The 18,572-nt window shown below is 37.6% G+C and carries 18 protein-coding genes and 1 riboswitch; of the genes, 5 read left to right on the plus strand and 13 right to left on the minus strand.

All coding sequences use genetic code 11. The features are described 5' to 3' along the window. Nucleotides 1–18 precede the first annotated feature (18 nt). Genes TLET_RS04850 through TLET_RS04865 form a run of 4 tightly spaced genes read right to left on the minus strand, consistent with a single transcriptional unit; the run spans nucleotide 19 to nucleotide 4,201 of the window. The gene (locus TLET_RS04850) at nucleotides 19–1,359 is read right to left on the minus strand and encodes a hypothetical protein (protein ID WP_012002992.1); all 1,341 of its coding nucleotides are present in this window, start codon (nucleotides 1,357–1,359) and stop codon (nucleotides 19–21) included. After that, a complete protein-coding gene (locus TLET_RS04855) occupies nucleotides 1,340–2,620 on the minus strand; it encodes a DUF58 domain-containing protein (protein WP_012002993.1) in 1,281 nt (426 codons plus the stop codon). Before TLET_RS04855 ends, TLET_RS04850 begins: the two co-directional genes overlap by 20 nt. Then, nucleotides 2,604–3,548 (minus strand): AAA family ATPase, encoded by a 945-nt coding sequence (locus TLET_RS04860; RefSeq protein WP_012002994.1) that lies wholly within the window; start codon nucleotides 3,546–3,548, stop codon nucleotides 2,604–2,606. The genes TLET_RS04855 and TLET_RS04860 overlap by 17 nt, the downstream gene beginning before the upstream one ends. Then, nucleotides 3,524–4,201, minus strand: a complete 678-nt coding sequence (locus TLET_RS04865) for a DUF6062 family protein (RefSeq protein WP_012002995.1) — start codon at nucleotides 4,199–4,201, stop codon at nucleotides 3,524–3,526. Before TLET_RS04865 ends, TLET_RS04860 begins: the two co-directional genes overlap by 25 nt. A 32-nt stretch (nucleotides 4,202–4,233) precedes the next feature. Continuing rightward, nucleotides 4,234–4,295, minus strand: a riboswitch (Fluoride riboswitch). A gap of 126 nt (nucleotides 4,296–4,421) precedes the next feature. On the opposite strand from TLET_RS04865, the gene TLET_RS04870 reads away from it, so the two are divergent. Beyond that, the gene (locus TLET_RS04870) at nucleotides 4,422–5,564 is read left to right on the plus strand and encodes a lysoplasmalogenase (protein WP_012002996.1); all 1,143 of its coding nucleotides are present in this window, start codon (nucleotides 4,422–4,424) and stop codon (nucleotides 5,562–5,564) included. Here TLET_RS04870 and TLET_RS04875 read toward each other — a convergent pair. The 8 genes from TLET_RS04875 to TLET_RS04910 are packed head-to-tail and all read right to left on the minus strand — an operon-like array spanning nucleotide 5,547 to nucleotide 13,852. Then, a complete protein-coding gene (locus TLET_RS04875; protein ID WP_012002997.1) occupies nucleotides 5,547–5,927 on the minus strand; it encodes a YkvA family protein in 381 nt (126 codons plus the stop codon). The genes TLET_RS04870 and TLET_RS04875 overlap by 18 nt on opposite strands. After that, nucleotides 5,920–6,576, minus strand: a complete 657-nt coding sequence (locus TLET_RS04880) for a redox-sensing transcriptional repressor Rex (protein WP_012002998.1) — start codon at nucleotides 6,574–6,576, stop codon at nucleotides 5,920–5,922. Before TLET_RS04880 ends, TLET_RS04875 begins: the two co-directional genes overlap by 8 nt. Continuing rightward, entirely contained in the window at nucleotides 6,557–8,518 is a 1,962-nt protein-coding gene (locus tag TLET_RS04885; protein WP_012002999.1) for a [Fe-Fe] hydrogenase large subunit C-terminal domain-containing protein, read from the minus strand. Before TLET_RS04885 ends, TLET_RS04880 begins: the two co-directional genes overlap by 20 nt. An 11-nt stretch (nucleotides 8,519–8,529) precedes the next feature. Beyond that, on the minus strand, nucleotides 8,530–10,410 hold the full coding sequence (locus TLET_RS04890; protein ID WP_012003000.1) for an NADH-ubiquinone oxidoreductase-F iron-sulfur binding region domain-containing protein: 1,881 nt from the start codon (nucleotides 10,408–10,410) through the stop codon (nucleotides 8,530–8,532). Next, a complete protein-coding gene (nuoE, locus tag TLET_RS04895) occupies nucleotides 10,400–10,879 on the minus strand; it encodes an NADH-quinone oxidoreductase subunit NuoE (protein WP_012003001.1) in 480 nt (159 codons plus the stop codon). Before nuoE ends, TLET_RS04890 begins: the two co-directional genes overlap by 11 nt. 12 nt (nucleotides 10,880–10,891) lie before the next feature. Continuing rightward, nucleotides 10,892–12,031 carry a SpoIIE family protein phosphatase gene (locus TLET_RS04900; RefSeq protein ID WP_012003002.1) on the minus strand — a complete coding sequence of 380 codons (1,140 nt, stop codon included), beginning with the start codon at nucleotides 12,029–12,031 and terminating at the stop codon, nucleotides 10,892–10,894. A gap of 1 nt (nucleotide 12,032) precedes the next feature. Continuing rightward, entirely contained in the window at nucleotides 12,033–13,631 is a 1,599-nt protein-coding gene (locus tag TLET_RS04905) for a [Fe-Fe] hydrogenase large subunit C-terminal domain-containing protein (protein ID WP_012003003.1), read from the minus strand. Next, nucleotides 13,628–13,852: a (2Fe-2S) ferredoxin domain-containing protein gene (locus TLET_RS04910; protein WP_028843225.1), complete on the minus strand. Its 225-nt coding sequence runs from the start codon at nucleotides 13,850–13,852 to the stop codon at nucleotides 13,628–13,630. Before TLET_RS04910 ends, TLET_RS04905 begins: the two co-directional genes overlap by 4 nt. A gap of 198 nt (nucleotides 13,853–14,050) precedes the next feature. Here TLET_RS04910 and TLET_RS04915 point away from each other — a divergent pair, with 198 nt between their 5' ends. Further along, complete coding sequence (locus TLET_RS04915; protein WP_012003005.1) at nucleotides 14,051–15,232, plus strand: MFS transporter; 1,182 nt, start codon at nucleotides 14,051–14,053, stop codon at nucleotides 15,230–15,232. On the opposite strand, the gene TLET_RS04920 is transcribed toward TLET_RS04915, so the two are convergent. Further along, nucleotides 15,218–15,991, minus strand: coding sequence for a TatD family hydrolase (locus TLET_RS04920; protein WP_012003006.1), 774 nt, complete (start codon nucleotides 15,989–15,991; stop codon nucleotides 15,218–15,220). The genes TLET_RS04915 and TLET_RS04920 overlap by 15 nt on opposite strands. A 124-nt stretch (nucleotides 15,992–16,115) precedes the next feature. Between TLET_RS04920 and TLET_RS04925 the strand changes: the two genes are divergently transcribed. From TLET_RS04925 to TLET_RS04935, 3 genes are read left to right on the plus strand one after another with little or no spacing between them, the layout of a single operon-like run. Continuing rightward, a complete protein-coding gene (locus TLET_RS04925) occupies nucleotides 16,116–16,640 on the plus strand; it encodes a hypothetical protein (protein WP_012003007.1) in 525 nt (174 codons plus the stop codon). Then, nucleotides 16,606–17,292, plus strand: coding sequence for a response regulator transcription factor (locus TLET_RS04930; protein WP_012003008.1), 687 nt, complete (start codon nucleotides 16,606–16,608; stop codon nucleotides 17,290–17,292). Before TLET_RS04925 ends, TLET_RS04930 begins: the two co-directional genes overlap by 35 nt. Further along, nucleotides 17,289–18,560: a HAMP domain-containing sensor histidine kinase gene (locus tag TLET_RS04935; protein WP_028843224.1), complete on the plus strand. Its 1,272-nt coding sequence runs from the start codon at nucleotides 17,289–17,291 to the stop codon at nucleotides 18,558–18,560. The genes TLET_RS04930 and TLET_RS04935 overlap by 4 nt, the downstream gene beginning before the upstream one ends. Nucleotides 18,561–18,572 lie beyond the last annotated feature (12 nt).

The following is an 18,572-nucleotide window of genomic DNA, read 5'->3' on the forward strand; positions in this document are numbered from 1 at the left end:
TTTCTATGAAAAAAATAATCATTTTTTTGTCTGATCGTGCGATTTGCAGAATGAGATTAGAGAGTCGTAGAAATTTTTTATTTCTTCGTCATTGAGTTTCTTTCTCCCGTATTTCGTTTTTACATAAATACTGGTCAACATTGATAAATTTTTGTCGCCTTCTATATCTAATATTTCATGGGGTGTTTTGCTGTGATACTGTGCAAAATACTTTCTCCTTAACCACCAGTAAGCTTTGAGAATGGATCTTTTATCAAATTCGAGTGGTGGGGTGTTTTCAAAAATATGTTGTTCTTGTTCATCACCCTTTTTTTGATTAAGAACTTCTTTTTTTCTCAAGATTCTTGCCGAGTAGATCACTGCTATTATCATTAGAGACAAAACAGCGACGCTTACAACATTCAAAAAAGGGATAATGTTTACTCTGTTTGAAAACATTTTTTCTCTCTGAGTTACAACCGTTGTTGCCGGTGCTGTGTAAATAGATTGTTGATCATTAACAATTGAATTTCTATGTAAGATCATTTGATCGGCATTTCTCTCAACTGGTTTAACAAATGAGAGTGATATTGACAGAGCTGTTATTATGATTAAAAAAGTTGCTGCACCAGTGAGAAACAACTTTATCGTTCCACTTATTCCAAAATTGTTCAGGGCAAAACTTATAAGAAAAATCCCGAAAATGATCAGAACAGATGGAAACCATATTTTTTCCAGTATCTCTGAAAATTTATCTTTTGGCACATTTTTATCGGTAGATTTGTCCGGGCGAACGACTGTTACATAATTTCCTTCTCCAGGTAAATTTTCACTTTTTCTCATCTTCTCACTGTGAAAGTTGTTTTGATCAAATACTGGTTTCAAAAGAGAGAAATTCACATCGGGCACGATTGTTGATGCAATCAGGACTATCAGCAGATAGACAACTATGAGCCGGATTCTACATTTTTTTGTCTTGTGCAGATACCACAGAAAAGTCAGGACTGCAAAGAATAATGAATCAAACCTGACGCCGTGCGATCCGGCCATGCTCAGGTATATTCCTACAGTCAGCAGTGAAATAAATGATGGGACGGTATATTTAGAAAAGATCAAAGCTGCACACTCCACAATTATTAGAATTAAGAATGCTTGTGAGAAGCCAAGTTTTGCAATACCTGCAACCACGAAACTTGCTATTAAAACAAATGGCGAAACTATCACCAAAGAGCAATTTTCATCCGAGAGAAATAGAGCCAGAATAGATGAAAAAACAGTCAGAGGCAGGCTGAACCATAACGGCAGAAATGCACTGAGTAAATAAAAAGATGTTATTCCAGCACCGAAAATAGTAAATTGCCTAAGATCTTTGAATCTCATCGAAAACCTCCTGAAGGCTCTGATTTGGTCTAATTATTCTAACAATTATTTGCTCCTTCTCGAGGATTTTTGCTTTTTCTATAAGTTTTTGCATATCCAGTGGGTACATCTCATATGTTTTCGCTGGTTTAAACCTGGGATCTCTAAAACCATATGGAATTAACAGAACGATAACTCTTGCACATCTGGTTCTTGCTTGAATCAGTAGTGGCAAAAGTGTATCTGTAAGATACATCGAAATTATTAGAATTGTGTTGGAAGGCGTCAATCTGTACAAATCTTTGAAAAATTCTTCTGGTAATTGCGGACCATTCTCATCTCCTTCAGCTTTTGCTAAAAGCTCAACAGCACTCACCCAGTCAGAATTCACCATGTAATTTCTTCTCAAGACTTCTTTGCCAACCACTACGAGATCTATAAGGTTACCTCTATTGGCGAGCAGATATATTATCGATGAGGTTGCGATTACAGCGTCTTCTTCGTAATTTTTTCTAATCTGCGCCCATACTTTTCTGGCAAAAATCTCCGACGATAGATTCAAATCAAGGTACAGAACTGTGTTGCTTATAGCGGTGTAATCCAGTTCTTTTACGCACAATTTTCCAAGTTTTGCAGAAATTTTCCAGTGTATTTTGCTGAGAGGTTCGTTGAAGTATTCTCGAACACCTTTTATCTGAGTGGTATCCTCAAGCAGTTTGAATTCTGACCTCTCAGCTGGAAGAAGCTCCCTCAATCTGGATGGAAAGCTTTCTATATACATAATCTTTGGCAAAACAAGTATTTCTTCTTTGCCTGAATAACACGCGTAATGCCTGAATAAATTTATGGGGTGTTCGTAGAGAACAAAAAAGTCAGATAGAATTTTTTTGCCACGGGTTGGAAAAGAAATTTTTGACTGGACATATACTGATTCTGATTTTCTTATTAACAGTGTTTTTTCAAAAAGATTGTACGTCAAAAAACCTGACGCCGTGACGTGTGAAGAAATGGAGGCATCTATATCACCAAACGGGCTTTGAATCCTATGATTGATCGTCAAATCCTGGTCTGTAAAAGCCCGTGTCTGGTTCACCCACCTTTCAATTTCAAGATGTGTCAATTTTCTTTTTGTATCATAAAATTGTAGCCACAGAAAAATGCAGGCAATAACAAGAGTAATTGAAAATACATTGAAACTGAGCAGCGCCCAGACGCATGACAAAATACTCATAAAAATAAGAAGACCAAATGAAGATGACTTTGATTTAAGTTTGAGCTTCACTTTTAATAGGGGCCTCCTCGGTGTTGAGTATTTCATTCAGGATTTCCTGCTTTGTTTTTTTCATCAGCCTCGCTTCCGGTTTCAAAACTATGCGGTGTGCAAGAACATCCACCGACAGTTCTTTGATATCGTCCGGTAGCACATACTCTCTTCCCCTGAGAGCAGCGAGTCCCCGCGAAATATTCATAAGCGATATAGCGCCTCTCGGACTTGCACCTAAAGCAAGATCATCGTGATTTCTGGTTCGTTCAACAATTCTGACTATGTAATCCAGTATGGAATCGTCTATATAAATTTCTTTAGTTTTCTTCTTGGCTTCTTCGAGTTCTGTTAAATTGCTCACAGGTTTGATATTTTCTATTGGATGAGACATCTCTTGCTTTTTCAACATTTCTATTTCCTGGGATTTATCGAGATAACCAATGGATAAGCAAATAGAAAAACGATCCAGTTGAGCTTCAGGTAAGGGAAAAGTTCCTTCAAATTCGACAGGATTTTGCGTTGCAATAACGAAGAAATGTTCACTCAGCTGATAGGTAATACCATCCACAGTTACTTGCTTTTCCGCCATTGCCTGTAGCAGGGCAGATTGAGTTCTTGGTGTGGTTCTGTTAATCTCATCCACGAGCAAGATATCAGTGAAGACTGGTCCTTTTCTAAAAACAAATTCATTCAATTTTGTATCAAGTACATTCAGACCTGTTACATCTGACGGAAGAAGATCCGGGGTCGCTTGAATTCTGTTGAAGCTCAAACCAGTCGAGATGGCTAAAGCTCTTGCTAACATTGTTTTGCCGACTCCCGGGACATCATTCAAAAGCACATGACCGCCACTCAACATTGTGGCCAGTATCTTTTCAACGATTTTTTCTTTTCCTACGATGACTCTGGAAATGTTTGTGATTACCTTTTTGGCAAAAACCTCCATAACCATAGTCTGTTCCTCCCGTCTTGAATTCTGTTATTGGATATCAACATTCCTGCAATCTTACATGCCCTCGGTGTATCTCCCATTTGCTTGTCTTTTCTGTAATCGTGTTTTTCTATAAAAACAGTCAGTTTGCTCTTCAAATCCAGAAGTTTTTTTACTTGAATAGCTTTTAAATTTTCTTGATTGATATGATTTGTCGCTAAGAAAATTTTCCAGTAGTGGTCTCTACATAAAATACGTTTACTTTTCTCGTATATGGATAATATATCTGATATAAATGAAGTGCATGTTTCAACATAAATTTTTTCTGATTCTGACTCATGTTTGCAAAACAAACATTCACTTTCAGTGTGACAGTTTTTCACCATATCTTTTATCATTTCAGACATGATATCTTCATAGATTATTGCTAAGCCAAGTAATCCAAGCTCTGGGTGGTTATTAAGGGTGTTTTCAATAGCCAGAACATGTTTACTGCAGATACCACGCCTCAGTCTGGATCTTGTATTTGGATCGTTTACGAATTCATACAGGATTTCTTCTACGAACTTCTCGACACTGGTGTAGATTAACTCACAGATAGGACAATCATCTGTTTGCTTTTCGAATGCCTCGATTATTTTTATTTCAGCAAAATTTCTCGGGTTCACAAAGATTCCTCCAAAATAAAAAACCCCTACTCATTCAAGTAGGAGTCATCAGCCTTTAAGGCAAATAACGGTGGACTCCATCACCAGGCTTATTCATATCCTGAACTCTTCAAACACAGTATTATTCTACCACAAACCGCGGGCCCTTCATCACCGTGTTTTTATCAGTTCCTGTTTTAATATTTTTGAAGAATATATATAATTAACTGGGAGGTCTTTTATGAAAAAATTAGTTTTTCTTTTCTTTCTGGTTATTTCTATCACGGTATTGTCTGCTTCTGTTGAGATCAAAATGCCATCTTTTGACAAAAAAAATGGAATACACAGGATCTACTTCTACAGTCATGATGATAAAACAGAAGTAACAGTTGTTTTCTGGGATGAAGACTACCCAAATTTTCTATTAGATCTCGTCTACGATGTCTACAGATTCTTTAAATGGGGACGCTTTTATGATATTGAAACGTTTTTTGTGGAGAGAGATAAAATCGTTTTTCCGGATGACTTTTGCCCATCAGTAGATTATTTTCAGATCGACAATTTACACAATTATGCCGGGGTACCAATTGAAAAAGTTCAGAAAAACGGTGAAAAAATAGTTGTTTACGTTAGCACATGGAATCACATGTTTTCCACTCAGCCATTATCCAGCGTTGAATATCAAAATTATTCAGTTAAAGAAGAAATTGAGGCAAGAAGAATCGATGTTGAAAGGATTTTCAGTTTTAAACATTCTTCTAGATTGCTTTTGGCTGTTGTTCTATCATTAACTATGTTTGTGTTATCAGTACTAACAATCTTACTAAAAAGTAAATCCAAGAATGCAATCTTTTTTAAGGCCTCTACGACTCTCTGCGCGTTGTTAATAGCTGTTATGAACAGCTCTCATTTTGAATGGTTTATCAGCGCTGGCTTATTTTTTGGGCTCTTGGGAGATATTTTCCTGGAGAATCCAGAAAAATTCAAAGATGGTATGATCATGTTTTTGATTGGGCATATTTTGTATTCGCTTGGATTTGGATTAAAATTCACGGTACCTCCCGTGTTGATTTTTGGAACGATTTACTTCACTCTGATGGCAATATATTTTCTCGTTCTTCACAGGCATCTTGGAGAATACAAACTGGCCATCTTCATATATGTTTTAGCGATAGCCACAATGATGGTTTTCTCATTTGGCCCGCTTTATCTGGGTGTGTACTACATAGGTTTTCTGCTGCCTCTATCAGCAGGGTTATTTGTGTTTTCTGATCTATGCATTGCCTATGACAGATTTGTAAGAAAATTGCCCGCAAGAAACCTGATAATTTTGTCGACATACTTTTTTGCCCAGTGGGTTATATCTCTATCTAATTTGTTTTAAAACTGAATCTATCAACCATAAAATCATTAAAAGCCAGAAAACAATAATAAAAACAGTTGTAAGGTTGAATCTTTTTCCGATATTCAAGTTTTTTGCTCTGCTTTTGTAGTCTTTTAAGAGTTCTTCTGGTATAGAACTCAGAGTACATTTTATCAGTAATGGGATTATGATGAAATCATCCAGTTGTCCCAATACAGGTATGAAGTCAGGAATCAGGTCGAGTGGATTTAATGCATAGGCTATTGTTATAACAGCGAGAGCTTTTGTTTTCCCTGTCAGCACCCTATCTTTATTCATGAGATACAATGCCGAAATCGTAAGATTCAGCTCTCTCAGCAAATTTTTTTTGAGATTTTTACTCATGCTTTTCTTTCTGTTTTTTTAACTCTAAATAGTGCTTGAGAGTTAATAAGCTTTGAATCATATCTTCATCTACAACAAACACGTCATCTGGAACAAGGAGTCTTACTGGCGCAAAATTCCAGATACCTTTTATTCCATTAGTGAGAAGCAGATTGGCAACCTGCTGAGCTGATTCCTTGGGAACGCAGATTATACCTATTTCAACCTCAAATCGCTTTATAACTCTTCTCAGGTCTCTCATGGGAAGTATTGCCAGATCGTTCACGAATTTCCCTATTTTTTCTTTGTCGTTGTCAAAAACAGCAACTATTTCAATCCCGTATTGAGTAAAGCCCGGGTAATTCACAAGGGCTTTTCCAAGATGTCCTGCGCCAACCAGTATCACCTTTGTTGTTTTTCGAACGCCGAATAATTCATCGAGTTCTTTGCGAAGAGTTTCGACGTGATAACCGACCTTTGGCTTCCCCATTGTTTTCAGATATGTAAAATCCTTTCGAATTTGCTCGGGGCTTACCCCGAGCCTTTGAGACATTATTTCAGATGAAACGTATTCGAAATCGATCTCATTCAGAAACCTGTGGTACAATTTCAATCTGTCCAAAGTCGGTTTTGGTATCAAAATTAGTTCTTTATTTTGATAATTTTGCATACTTTTCTAACACCTCTTTGATTTTCTCGAAGGTTGCTTCACTGATAAGTTTATCATTTACCATGACATTTGGAGACTTTCCACAATGTTCTAAGCAAAATGTTCCTGTGATCTCTACTTCATCTGATAGATCTTCCGTTCTGACGTAATCGATTAACTGAGAAAGTAGATTATAAGATCCTTTCATGTAACAGGATGTACCCAGGCAAACCCTGACAACCGTTTTTTCTTCTTTTGGTAGTGGTAATATTTCTATATCTTGAAATTCAACTCGTTTTCTTGGTTTGTAATTTGTATGAATTATGTGCCGTGCGTGTTCATCACTGAGATCTTCCTGATACAATTTCTGCACATAGAAGTTTTCCACAGGTGAGAGAAGCGTCTTAATTCCTACAGTTTCTCTTAATATGTGAGCTCTTTTTTGTCTCATTCTGGAGTCATTTGGATATGGTTGTCCGCCACCGCCAATACATCCATAATTACATGCCATCACTTCTACAATATCTACGTTGAATTCTCCTGAAGAAATTTTTTTCATTATCTTTCTTGCATTTGCGAGGCCAAAAATCACTGCCGCCCTTATTGATTTTCCGTCTTTCAGTGTTATTTTTGCAATTTTCACTCCTTCCAGTAAATTGTCGTACTCTTCACGTGATATGCCAATCTCGTCTCTAAGAACTGACACTACACTGCCAAAAACGCCACCAGTTTTTCCAAAGCTCAGTCCGCCCTGGGAGGATATACCGAACGGTCTATCAAACGGTTCTGGGGAAATCTGTTTTATATTTATTCCACTCGCTTTTATCATTTGGGAAAGTTCCTTGGTTGTCAAAACCAGATCCACGACACCAGCGTGCTCTTCTCTTTCTGCCTCAAATTTTTTCGCGGTGCATGGCATAAAGGAAACAAGGAAAATATCCTGAGGATTTAGCCCCATCTTTTTTGCATAGATTTTTTTGATCAAACTTCCAAGTGCCTGCTGCGGAGATTTAACGGTTGAAAGATTTTCAACAAATTTCGGATAATACTGTTCTACATATTTCACCCACGCAGGACAGCAGGAAGTAAACTGAGGTAATTTTTCCTGTCGCGACAACCTTTTATAAAATTCATGAGCTTCCTCGTAAGCAACGAGGTCGGCACCAAAAGCTACATCAAAGACTTTGTTAAAGCCAGACATTCTCAAAAATGTGGCGATCCTTTCAGCCATAGCAAGATCTGATTCGAGAGATAGTTCTTCTTGAATGGCCACTCTTACAGCTGGGGCCACCATACCTATGACGATTTTGTCTGAAGAAAGCGCCTGATAGAGTTTTTCAAGATCGTTTCTAAAAGTTAAAGCGGCTGTTGGACAATGAGCTACACATTGGCCACAATAGACACATTCACTTTTTGCAAGTTCGTTTGAAAAAGCAGGAGTTACTTGGGTAGAAAAACCCCGGTAGGCAAAGTCGATCACTCCGATACCCTGTACTTCTTCACAAACTCTTACACAATCACCGCAGAGAATGCATTTTGAATTATCTCTTACAATTGGAGAAGATTTATCAACTACGTTATCTTTTTTTATCTTGGTGAACCTGATATCTCTAATTCCAAATTCTTCTGCATATTTTTGCAACTTGCAACTTCCATTTCTATCACAGATTGTACAATCTCTGTTGTGTGTCGCGAGAATCAATTCCAGAATGCCTCTTCTCAATTCATATATCTCGGGAGTGTTTGTTTTTATCTTCATACCCTCGCGCGGTTTCAATGTGCAGGAAGTAACTATGTCTTTACCATCTACCTCAACCAGACACATTCTGCATGCACCATAAACAGAGGTTTCTGAGAGATAACATAGATTTGGAATCTCGATACCGATATTTTTAAGTGCTTCCAGCACGTTTTTTGAATTGTCTTTTATCTCAACTTCTCTGCCATTGACATATATTCTCATTCTTCCACCTCCTAAATCATTTCTATGGCTTTGAATCTGCATTTTTGAACACAGAGACCACATTTAATACATTTTTCCTGGTCTATCTTGTAGGGTTTTCCTCTCTCACCGAAAATGGCGTTCTGTGGACAGGATTTTGCACATAAACCGCAGCCTTTACATAATTGTTCATTGACGACGTATTTTTTGAATGAAACGCAGGTTCCACTTGGACAAACTCCATTTAAATGAGCTAGGTATTCGTCTTTAAACAACTTCAATGTACTTAATATTGGGTTGGGAGCTGTTTTACCAAGCCCACACAGAGAAGTTTTTTTGATAAGGTTAGCAAGAAATTCGAGATTCTCAAGATCTTCTTTTGTGGCTTTTGCCTGAGTAAATTTCTCCAAAATGTTATAAGCCTGCATGGTACCTTCTCTGCATGGAATGCACTTGCCACATGATTCTCTTTTTGTGAAATCCAGGAAAAATCTTGCAACCTCAACCATGCATGTCCTTTTTGTTATAACTACTATACCCCCTGAGCCAACCATGGCATCCGCCGATTTCAACGTGTCGTAATCAAGGGGCATATCGAGAAATTCCTTAGATAGACATGCTCCGGAAGGGCCTCCTATCTGCACAGCTTTGAATTCCTCTCCTGACAAAAGGCCCCCACAGATTTCGTAAATGATTTTTCTTAACGTTGTTCCAAATTCAACTTCTATAATACCCGTGACCTTCAAGGGGCCTGTAACAGAAAACATCTTCGTTCCGGGAGAATTTTCTGTTCCAAGCAACCTGTATTTTTCAACCCCATCTCTTATTATTCTCGAAATGTTTGCGTAAGTTTCGACGTTGTTTATAAGGGTTGGATAACCCCATAAGCCAGATTGGGCGGGAAATGGTGGCCTTGGTCTCGGCATACCTCTTTTTCCTTCGATTGAGGCCAACAAAGCTGTTTCTTCTCCACAAACAAATGCTCCTGCTCCTTCTTTAATTTCTACATCAAAAGAAAACCCGGTTTGAAGAATATTCTCACCCAGTAAACCGAGTTTTTTAGCATCATCAATAGCTTTCTGAAACATCTGAATAGCTATGGGATATTCAGCCCTTATATAAGCATAAGCTTTCTGTGCTCCTATGGTATATCCTGCAATTATCATCCCTTCAAGAACAAGATGTGGGTCTCTTTCGAGTAGAGTTCTATTCATAAAAGCCCCCGGGTCACCTTCATCTCCATTACAGACTACAAATTTGACATCAGATTTGCTGTTTTTCGCAGCTTCCCATTTCAGGCCCGTTGGGAAGCCGCCGCCACCTCTGCCTCTTAATCCGGCGTTTTTTATCATTTCTATAATTTCATCTGCTTGCATTTGCGATAGTACTTTTATTAACGATGAATAACCTCCCCTTGCCATATAATCTTCTATGCTGTCACATTCACACTTACCAATATCTTCCATAATATAAAAATTCTGGTTTTTGTATAAAGTACTGTCCTCAAGACTCCTAACTCGATCGTTTGTGACAGGATCAATCAGCAGCAATTCTTCTAATGGTTCTCCTCGCTTGATGGTTTTTTCTACAATTTTTTCAACATCGTTTACTGTGACATGAGAGTAAAAATAACCGTGAGGCAAAATATTGACAAGGGGTCCATTGGAACATCTTCCGCAGCATCCAGTTTTTTTCAAAGGATTTTCTGAATCTTCGATTTTAGCCAATTTTACCGAATTTAAAAGACCTTCCCTGAGAAGTACTCTCTGAAACTCTTCATAAACTTTCAAAGCACCTTTCGCGGTACATCCAGTGCCAACGCACACGTAGATCGATAACTTAGAAAGCTTTTCTTTTCTCTTTTCCTTTTGAAGTTCTATAAATTGAAGAGCTTCACTAATACTATTGAGCATTCTGTTCACCTTCTTTCAGTTTTCTGATTATGTCTTTGACCTTTTCAGGGGTAAGATTCCCGTATACTTCATCATTTATGACCATTGCCGGAGCCAGTGCACATGCACCAAGACAACCCACTTGGTCTACGCTGAACTTCAGATCTCTTGTTACCTCACCCGGCTTTATATTCAGCTCTTCTTCGATTGCTTTTAAAAGTGATAATGACCCTTCCATATGACATGCAGTACCATCACAAACAAGGATGGTGTACTCACCCTTGGGTTTGAGAGAAAACTGGGAATAAAAGGTCCCCACACCGAATATTTTTGCCGGAGGTAATTCAAGAGCCACAGCGATATAGTTAACAACATCTTCCGGAAGATGTCTGTAATTTTTTTGAACATCGAGGAGTATTCTTATGAGATTTTCCTTTTTGTACTGATGTTTTTTCAGAATTTCCTCAACTTTTTCAAAGGTCCTTTCCACTCATTTCACCTCCTAACAGTATTCAACTTTTACGATTTTTCCCATTTTGGTCAGGATTTGTGCAATGTCCTGAACTAATCTGAATTTCAGAGATATGTCGTGACTGAATAGCGGATTTTGGTGAGCTGGGTTAATAGCCCTCCCCACGGTGAAATTTATTTCGTCTGCTTTCAGAAGCATTTCGGTCAACATGGCTGCTCCATAACCTAATTTTTCTTGTTGCCCCTGCAGATATCTAAAGACATGCGTCAAAGTAACTATTCCTTCGGTAACAAGGTCGATTCCATCCATTTTGCCAATGGGTGGAAGTTCCTCGGTGAAAGACATAATATCGAGTTTCACTTTCTTTTCAAGCACTCTCTCAAAGATCTGGGCTGTGGTTCCACCGCATACGATCTTTTTTCCTTTACGTGAAAGAAATTTTTTCACTATTTCTTCATCTTTTGATTTGTCCTCGGGCGGGCCAACGAACAGATTTACAACCTCTAAGGGTTTGAAGTGAATAGCCGCAACAAGTGCATCATCTCCCCTCGTTCCTTTGTCTAACCTTTCGGTGAGCTTAACCAAATGTCGAACGATGCTTAACGAATTTATTCTATTTTCAAGTAATACCTTAATTTCTCTGACAATATTTTGAACGCCAAATCCTAAGGGGAAATTATCTGTTCCCATTCCTGCCTGAGATACACCATCTGTCATTAAAAACAGTAGATCGCCCTGTACAGGTGATATTTCATAAAAAAAGATCTTTCTCCCAAGAACAGTTATTTGTTTTTTATCTATCTGAAGTAATTTTTTGTCCCTAAAATAAAGAACGACCGGAAACTCGTACTCAACAATATGGCACACGTTAGTTTCTGTATCAAAAACAACCGAACAGAGATTTGCATAACTTATTCCCCTCACTTTGCAGACAGGAAGCGTAGCAAGAATCGATGAAAAAACCTCGTCAGTTGGAACATTGTTAAACAGCATCGTGGTTGCCATGGAGGTGGTCAATGTCGAAAGTATGCTTGCTTTTACACCACTCCCTAATCCGTCGGAAACACTCACGGCAATTCTGCGTTCTCCTTTTTTTACACAGATTGAATCACCACAGATCTCTTCTCCTTGCTTGTTTTTGAAAGCATAATTAATTTCGCAGGTTAACATCTCATTCCTCCATAAATTTTCTTAATTCTACGAAGCGGCTTTTGGTCTCGGCTATCGATTCACCTAACAATCCAGCTATTTCCTGTGCGATTCTCATTTGCCTTGCCAGCATTTCTTCGATTTTATTTAGAGTTTCATGTTTTATTTCCTTCAGTCTTTCTTCCTGTAATTTTTCTTTTGTCATATCCACGAGCAACAAAACTTCCCCACTGTCTTCAGGAAGAGTGAAAGACTTAACAAAAAAGAAGCCCTTATCTGGAATTTCATAGATGCGGTTAGAAAATATTTTTATTTCATTCAGCAGTGAAATTAAATTGGCTGTATCTAAGAAAAGCTTTTCAGCCGCTTTATTTTTGTAGATTAGGCAGTTGCCTTTATATATGAAAATAGCGTTTGGCGACTCTTCTACAACTCTATTTGTGGCAGCCTTTAGTTTATCCACCAGATACGTGATACACATTTCTTTTTCCGCTTTTCCCAAAACAACTGCTACAGCTTTGTCTTTACAACTTTCATAACCACAGGCTCCACAATTGAGTTGTTTTTTCATATCATCCTTTCCAAGCGATTTGAGTACTTGCTGAACAGCTTTTTCATCCACATAAACCTTTGAAAATTTAGAGGAGAATTTTTTATGCAAATCAATAGAAGGTGCTTCAAATTCAATCAAATTTTTCTCTGTATTCAGATTAGCAGAATGATTCATTATTCTTCGTCTTTTTTCGAGGATATTTATGTCTTTTCTAATAGCAGGTCCATTTATGCAACTTCCAATGCACGCAGATGCCTCTATAAAAAATCCAGTTTTGATTTCGTCTATTTTTGAAAAAATGTTCATTACGTTTTCTATGCCTTCAATAGATATGTGGGTTTTCCAATCGCCATCAATTGTGTAATTTATACCTCCTGAAGTTGGGTACATTCTTGCCTTATCTGGATAAGGCGGAGTGGGTAATTCATCTATCAATTGATCAAGCTGAAAATTTTCATTTTTAATGAATTCGTCGAATTCTTCGAAGGTAATCACAATGTCAACAAGCTGACTTTCACTTTTCTTCGCCACACATGGTCCTAAAAACACCACCGGTAAATCCCCAAATTTTTGCTTTAAGAAAGTAGCATGCGCGACCATTGGGGACACAACCGGCAAGAGATGACCGAGTACCTCTGGAAAATATCTTTCTGCCAGATAGACAATAACAGGACAGGCTGTGCTTATCACCGTTTCTTCGTTTTTCAAAAAATATCTGGCATATTCTCCTGATACCAATTCTGCGCCAACAGCTGTTTCCTGAACAACTGTTGCTCCTAATTTTTTTAACAGGGAGATGATCTTATACGGCTGATCGAAATGTGCGAAAAAAGAAGGCGCTAACGATACCATAAATTTTTTTCCAATGAATTTCTTAAATTCATCTATACTTTTCACGTATGTTCTTGCTTTTTGAGGACACACTTCTATACATATCCCACATTGTATGCAATCTTCATCAATTATTTTGGCTTTGCCGTGGTTAAAACTTATCGATTTGACAGGGCAATTTCTCAAACATTTGTAACAGTACATGCAACTTGCATCGTTCGAAACGATAGCGTTCACGTCTTTGCCTCCTCGATAATCTTCTCTATGTTTTTGTCATCAACATGTGTATAGAGTTTTCCATCTATTTCCACGCAAATTCCGTCCGAGCACCTTCCAAAACAGAGCGATCCATAAAGTTGTATCTCTGGATACTTTTTTCTAAGCTGCTCTATTTTTTGGACAATTTTATAGGATCCTTTTAAATGGCAAGAGCTTCCCATGCAAACTCTGATCAACATAAAATCACCTATCGTGATATTTTTATCGTTATTTATTTCACGATTTATTCTATCTCTTTCCTTCCCATCTGTCAATGAAGCTTTTTCAAATGAAAATCAAGAGTTGATTAACCAAAAGTGACATGAATATGAACTCGTTCCTCACTGTTCAAAACGGGTATCACTTAATGTAAACTTGTTTCGTGGTGATCAGATTAAATGGTCTGGCGAGAACTCGATAAAGGCGTCAGAAATTATCTCTGGCTTTACAGCATATCAGGCTTTTCTTTTTCAGCGGTTATTGCCGTTCCGTCTTTTGGAAAATTGATGAATATATCCATAGAAAATGTAGGTTGGCTGTTTAGCTTCTCTTACATCGTGCAGGCAGTTTTGACATATGTTCTTGGGAAAAAATTCGAGCAATTTTCCACAAATTATGGTCTATTTCTCGCTAAAATCTCTTTTGCGCTTGGCTCATTACTTTTTGCTTTATGCAATGGGCTTTGGTTATTTGCCATTGCACAGATGCTGTTAAGTTTTACAGATGTATTTTACCCGTGTCAGGTAATGTATGAAAGAGCGTTATTTCCACCAAAATATAGAGAAACTCTGTATTCTTATTTATTTTTTGCCACGGAATCTACAAAGGCTATCAGTTATACGCTTTTTGTTTTTGTATTGTCTCCTTTTATGGGTGGAAAAACTTTCCTGAAGGCTGTTTTTGTTATGATCTTTCTGTTGAATTTTTTCTACGCTTTTTCGTATTTGAAAATCCTCCCAAAAATTCAAAGTGGCTTGGTATTACATAAAGGCCAGGTGATTGCTACCACAAATTTTCGTGCTTTTTTCTCAATCATGCTTCATCAATATCTTTCCTATGTTGCTTTTAATTTCTCTGGATTTCTTGTTATCTCATATTATCTGATCGATTATTTTAAACTCAGCAGCTCTTCACCATTTCTTTTTGAAATGGTTTTTTCTGCATCTGTTGCTCTGTCGTGGTTCTGGAGGAAACGCATTCGAACAAAGGCACATATCAATTTAATGATAGGAAATTTTCTGATCCTTTCGACGTTTCTCTTATGGGTAATACCAAATGTTTATGTTTTCTTCATTTCTCATATTTTGATGGGTATAGGTTTCATTCTCTGGTTTCCCGCGAAAGAAACCATAAAGATTCAGATAGCCCCAAGAGAGCTTGGGAGATGGGAAGGATTTTTTCAGGGATTGAATATTTTCAGCAGAATTTTTACCCCTGTTCTGTCTGCTTATGTGGCGATGGCCTTGGGTTATCAGCAGGTATTCTTGATTTCTTCGATATTTTCCGCTTTTGCCCTTTTAGCGTCGCTCCCGGCAGCAACCTGGATAAGAAAGTTTGCCTATCAATCAAAAGTTGATTGAGAAAAGTTCCTTAGCGTTCCCAAGCAGTACATCTGAAACTTTCTGAACATTTTGGTTCAAAATTTCTGATATTTTTTCCACAACTATTCTGACATAGGCTGGTTCGTTTCTTTTGCCTCTGAATTGCTGTGGTGGTAAATATGGACAATCTGTTTCACTAAGGATATTTTCAATTCCTACAACTCTAACCACAGATCGTAGACTGTGGTTTTTAGGATAAGTTATAGGACCACCTATACCAATGAATGCGCCGAGTCTGACAAATTTTAGCGCCCATTCTGTGTCCGCCGAGAAAGCATGAACAACTCCTCCAGGACCAGGTAACCCTATCTGCGAAAGCAACTTATACGCATCATCATACGCATTTCTTATGTGTAGTATTACCGGTAAATCAAGTTCCTTAGCAAGGATCAATTGTTCTCTAAAGGCTTTCAACTGTTCTTCTTTTGGAGAAAGGTTTCTGTAATAATCTAAACCCATTTCACCCAGAGCAACGACTTTATCATCTTTTGCAAGCTTTTCCAGCTGTTTTATATAATCTTTTTCAACCTTTTCTGCTTCATGTGGATGAACGCCTACTGCACAGAAAATATTTTCTGATCTTTTCGACAATTCCAGTGCTCTTTTTGAATCTTCCACATCTATACCTACATTGACGATGAATTCTATCTGTTTCGATTTAAAAAGTGAAATTATTTTGTCCAGATCATCTTTAAATTGTGGAAAATGCAAATGGGCGTGAGTATCAACAAATTTCATGATTTCATCACCTTTCCAAAAAATCATTTGAAAGCAGTAGAAAATTTAAATCTTTACAACTACTTATTATATACAGTTCTGTGTTTTTTCCTGTTGTTTGGAGTAAAATTTAAATGGTGATTTTGTGAGAAAATATATTTCTTTTTTATTGTTTGCGATGATTTTTACAGGGGTATTTTGTCAAAGTGATTATTTACAGAGGATAGATGAACTTTCCGACTTCTACTTCTCGTTTGACCTAAATACAATAAAGCTTTCTATACTTGATGCCATAAGGGCAACTGGCCAGAAAGATGTGATAGCGGCATATCTTGATTTTGTGAACAATTCTCCCGTTTGGGTTGTGGTAACAGCGAGCAGTTCGATATATGTCAACCCATTTACAGGTAGAATGAATGTTTCGGCAAATTCCTATCTTTACAGAATATCCTACCCTGTTTCCTTAGAAGACGCCATTTCCCTGGCTTTCGTTTCAGGTGGGCGAGACATATTTTTTGCTTTTCTACAAAATCAGAGCAATTGGATCATCGGTACAACAAAACAACTGATAACTGTGAGCACCAGAGCACCTGTGGTGATTTCTATTCAAAGTAGATCAAACAGGGGTGAATCAAGTGGGTCTAAAAAAGGAGAAGGTACTAATCGTTGAGGACAATGAAGATCTACTTAATTCTATAAAGGAATTTTTGCTAAAAGAAGGTTATGATGTTAGTTGCGCAGTAGATGCAGAGCAAGCTTTTGATATGGTTATCGAGGACCATTATGATTGTTTAGTTGTTGATGTATTGCTTCCGGGGATAAATGGCTTCGAATTTGTCGAACATCTCAGAGAAAGTTTGATAAATGTCCCGATTTTAATTTTAACAGCCCTGGATGCAATTAATGACAAAGTTAGAGGGCTGAGTTGTGGTGCGGATGATTATTTAACTAAACCATTTGATTTTCGCGAATTACTCGCCAGGATAAAAAGCCTGATAAGGCGAAGCAATATTACAAAAGGAGAGGAAATCAACTTTAAGGGCTTAAAATTAAACAGTAGATCAAGACAAGTTACCGTTGAGGATACTGTTCTCAAAATGAGCAAACGGGAATTTGCACTTCTGGAACTATTTCTAAGAAACCCCGGGATAGTCTTCTCGAGGGAAGAAATCATGGAAAAAGTCTGGGAAAACGAGAAAATAATAAAAAGCAATGTAATTGATGTGTATATTCTCTATCTGAGAAATAAATTAAAACCTTACGGATACGACAGATATATACAAACCGTGCCGGGTTACGGGTACAGATTCTGCGAGGAATGATTGAGATGCGTTCCTTGAGAAAATCTATAGAAAAATATTATCTTTCGATTTTTATGGTTTCAACATGTTCTATGGCAGTAATTCTGTTTATCGTTGTTCAATATTTTACTCAATCACAGATTGACCATGAGATTCTAACATTTACGAACGACCTCATACATTTTCTGGATAATCCCGCTAATGAATCAATAGCTATTATCGGAAAAAGAAATTATTCTTTTCAGATTTTTGAGAAAAATAAGACCTACGCCAGCTTCAATGTGACAGAAAATATCCCTGTCAAAAAAGAGGGATTTTATACATATGGTTTTAATAGGGTTTATCTTATTCACGATGGAGATTATAAAATAGTTGTATCGAGGAACATTGCTGATCAGATTTTCTTCATTTCAATACTTGGTGTGATCCTTGCAGTTACGGTAATGGGTTTATTTTTTGTTGTGAAAAGATTTGGCTCAAGGCTGACTTACAGACTCATCAAACCGATTGAGGAAATAGGAAAACAAATGATAGACATCTCAAAGGGTCACGCCAGAAGAATCGAAGTAGAGCTGACAAGCAGAGAAACATATGAATTACAGTCACAAATAAACATGGCTCTTGAGAAACTTAACAGTATTATGGATCAGCTTAGAGAATTTGCCTCAAGTATATCTCACCAACTCAGAAATCCTCTTGCTACGATAAAAGCGCAGTTAGAGGTTACTATGAGCCGTCCTGAATCATATTCTTTGAAAAATGATCTCAATGCAATTATGAGAAATGTAGAAAAAATGATTCAAATTACCTCTGGGCTCCTTCTAATTGCTCGCGCCAAACATCAAAGTGAAAATGCGTTTGAGGAAGAAGACCTTTCAACAGTTGTTTTAGAGGCTGTTGAGCAAAATATGCAGAGATTCCCAGACGTAGAATTTGTTCTGGAAATTCCCGCTGGTGTAAGATCACGCTGTATTTCGGAACTCCTGTTTCATGCTTTCGCAAACTTGATTGAGAACGCCTGCAAATACACCGATAAGAACAAGCCAGTTTATGTTGGATTAAGTGAAAAGGATAGTTTTGTAGAGTTTTTTGTTTCTAACCACGCAAGTCCGATACCCCTGGAAGACAGAAAAAAGATCTTTGAAAGATTTTATCGAGCCAGTAATGCTAAGGGCGATGGACTCGGTCTTGGTTTAGCAATAGTCAAGGCTATCGCAGATTTACACCATGCGAAAGTCGAGTATGTTTTCAATGGGTTGAACACGTTCTTTTTTACTTTGCCAAAATGATCTGCCACAAAA

It is taken from the genome of Pseudothermotoga lettingae TMO, assembly GCF_000017865.1.
Lineage (GTDB): Bacteria > Thermotogota > Thermotogae > Thermotogales > DSM-5069 > Pseudothermotoga_B > Pseudothermotoga_B elfii.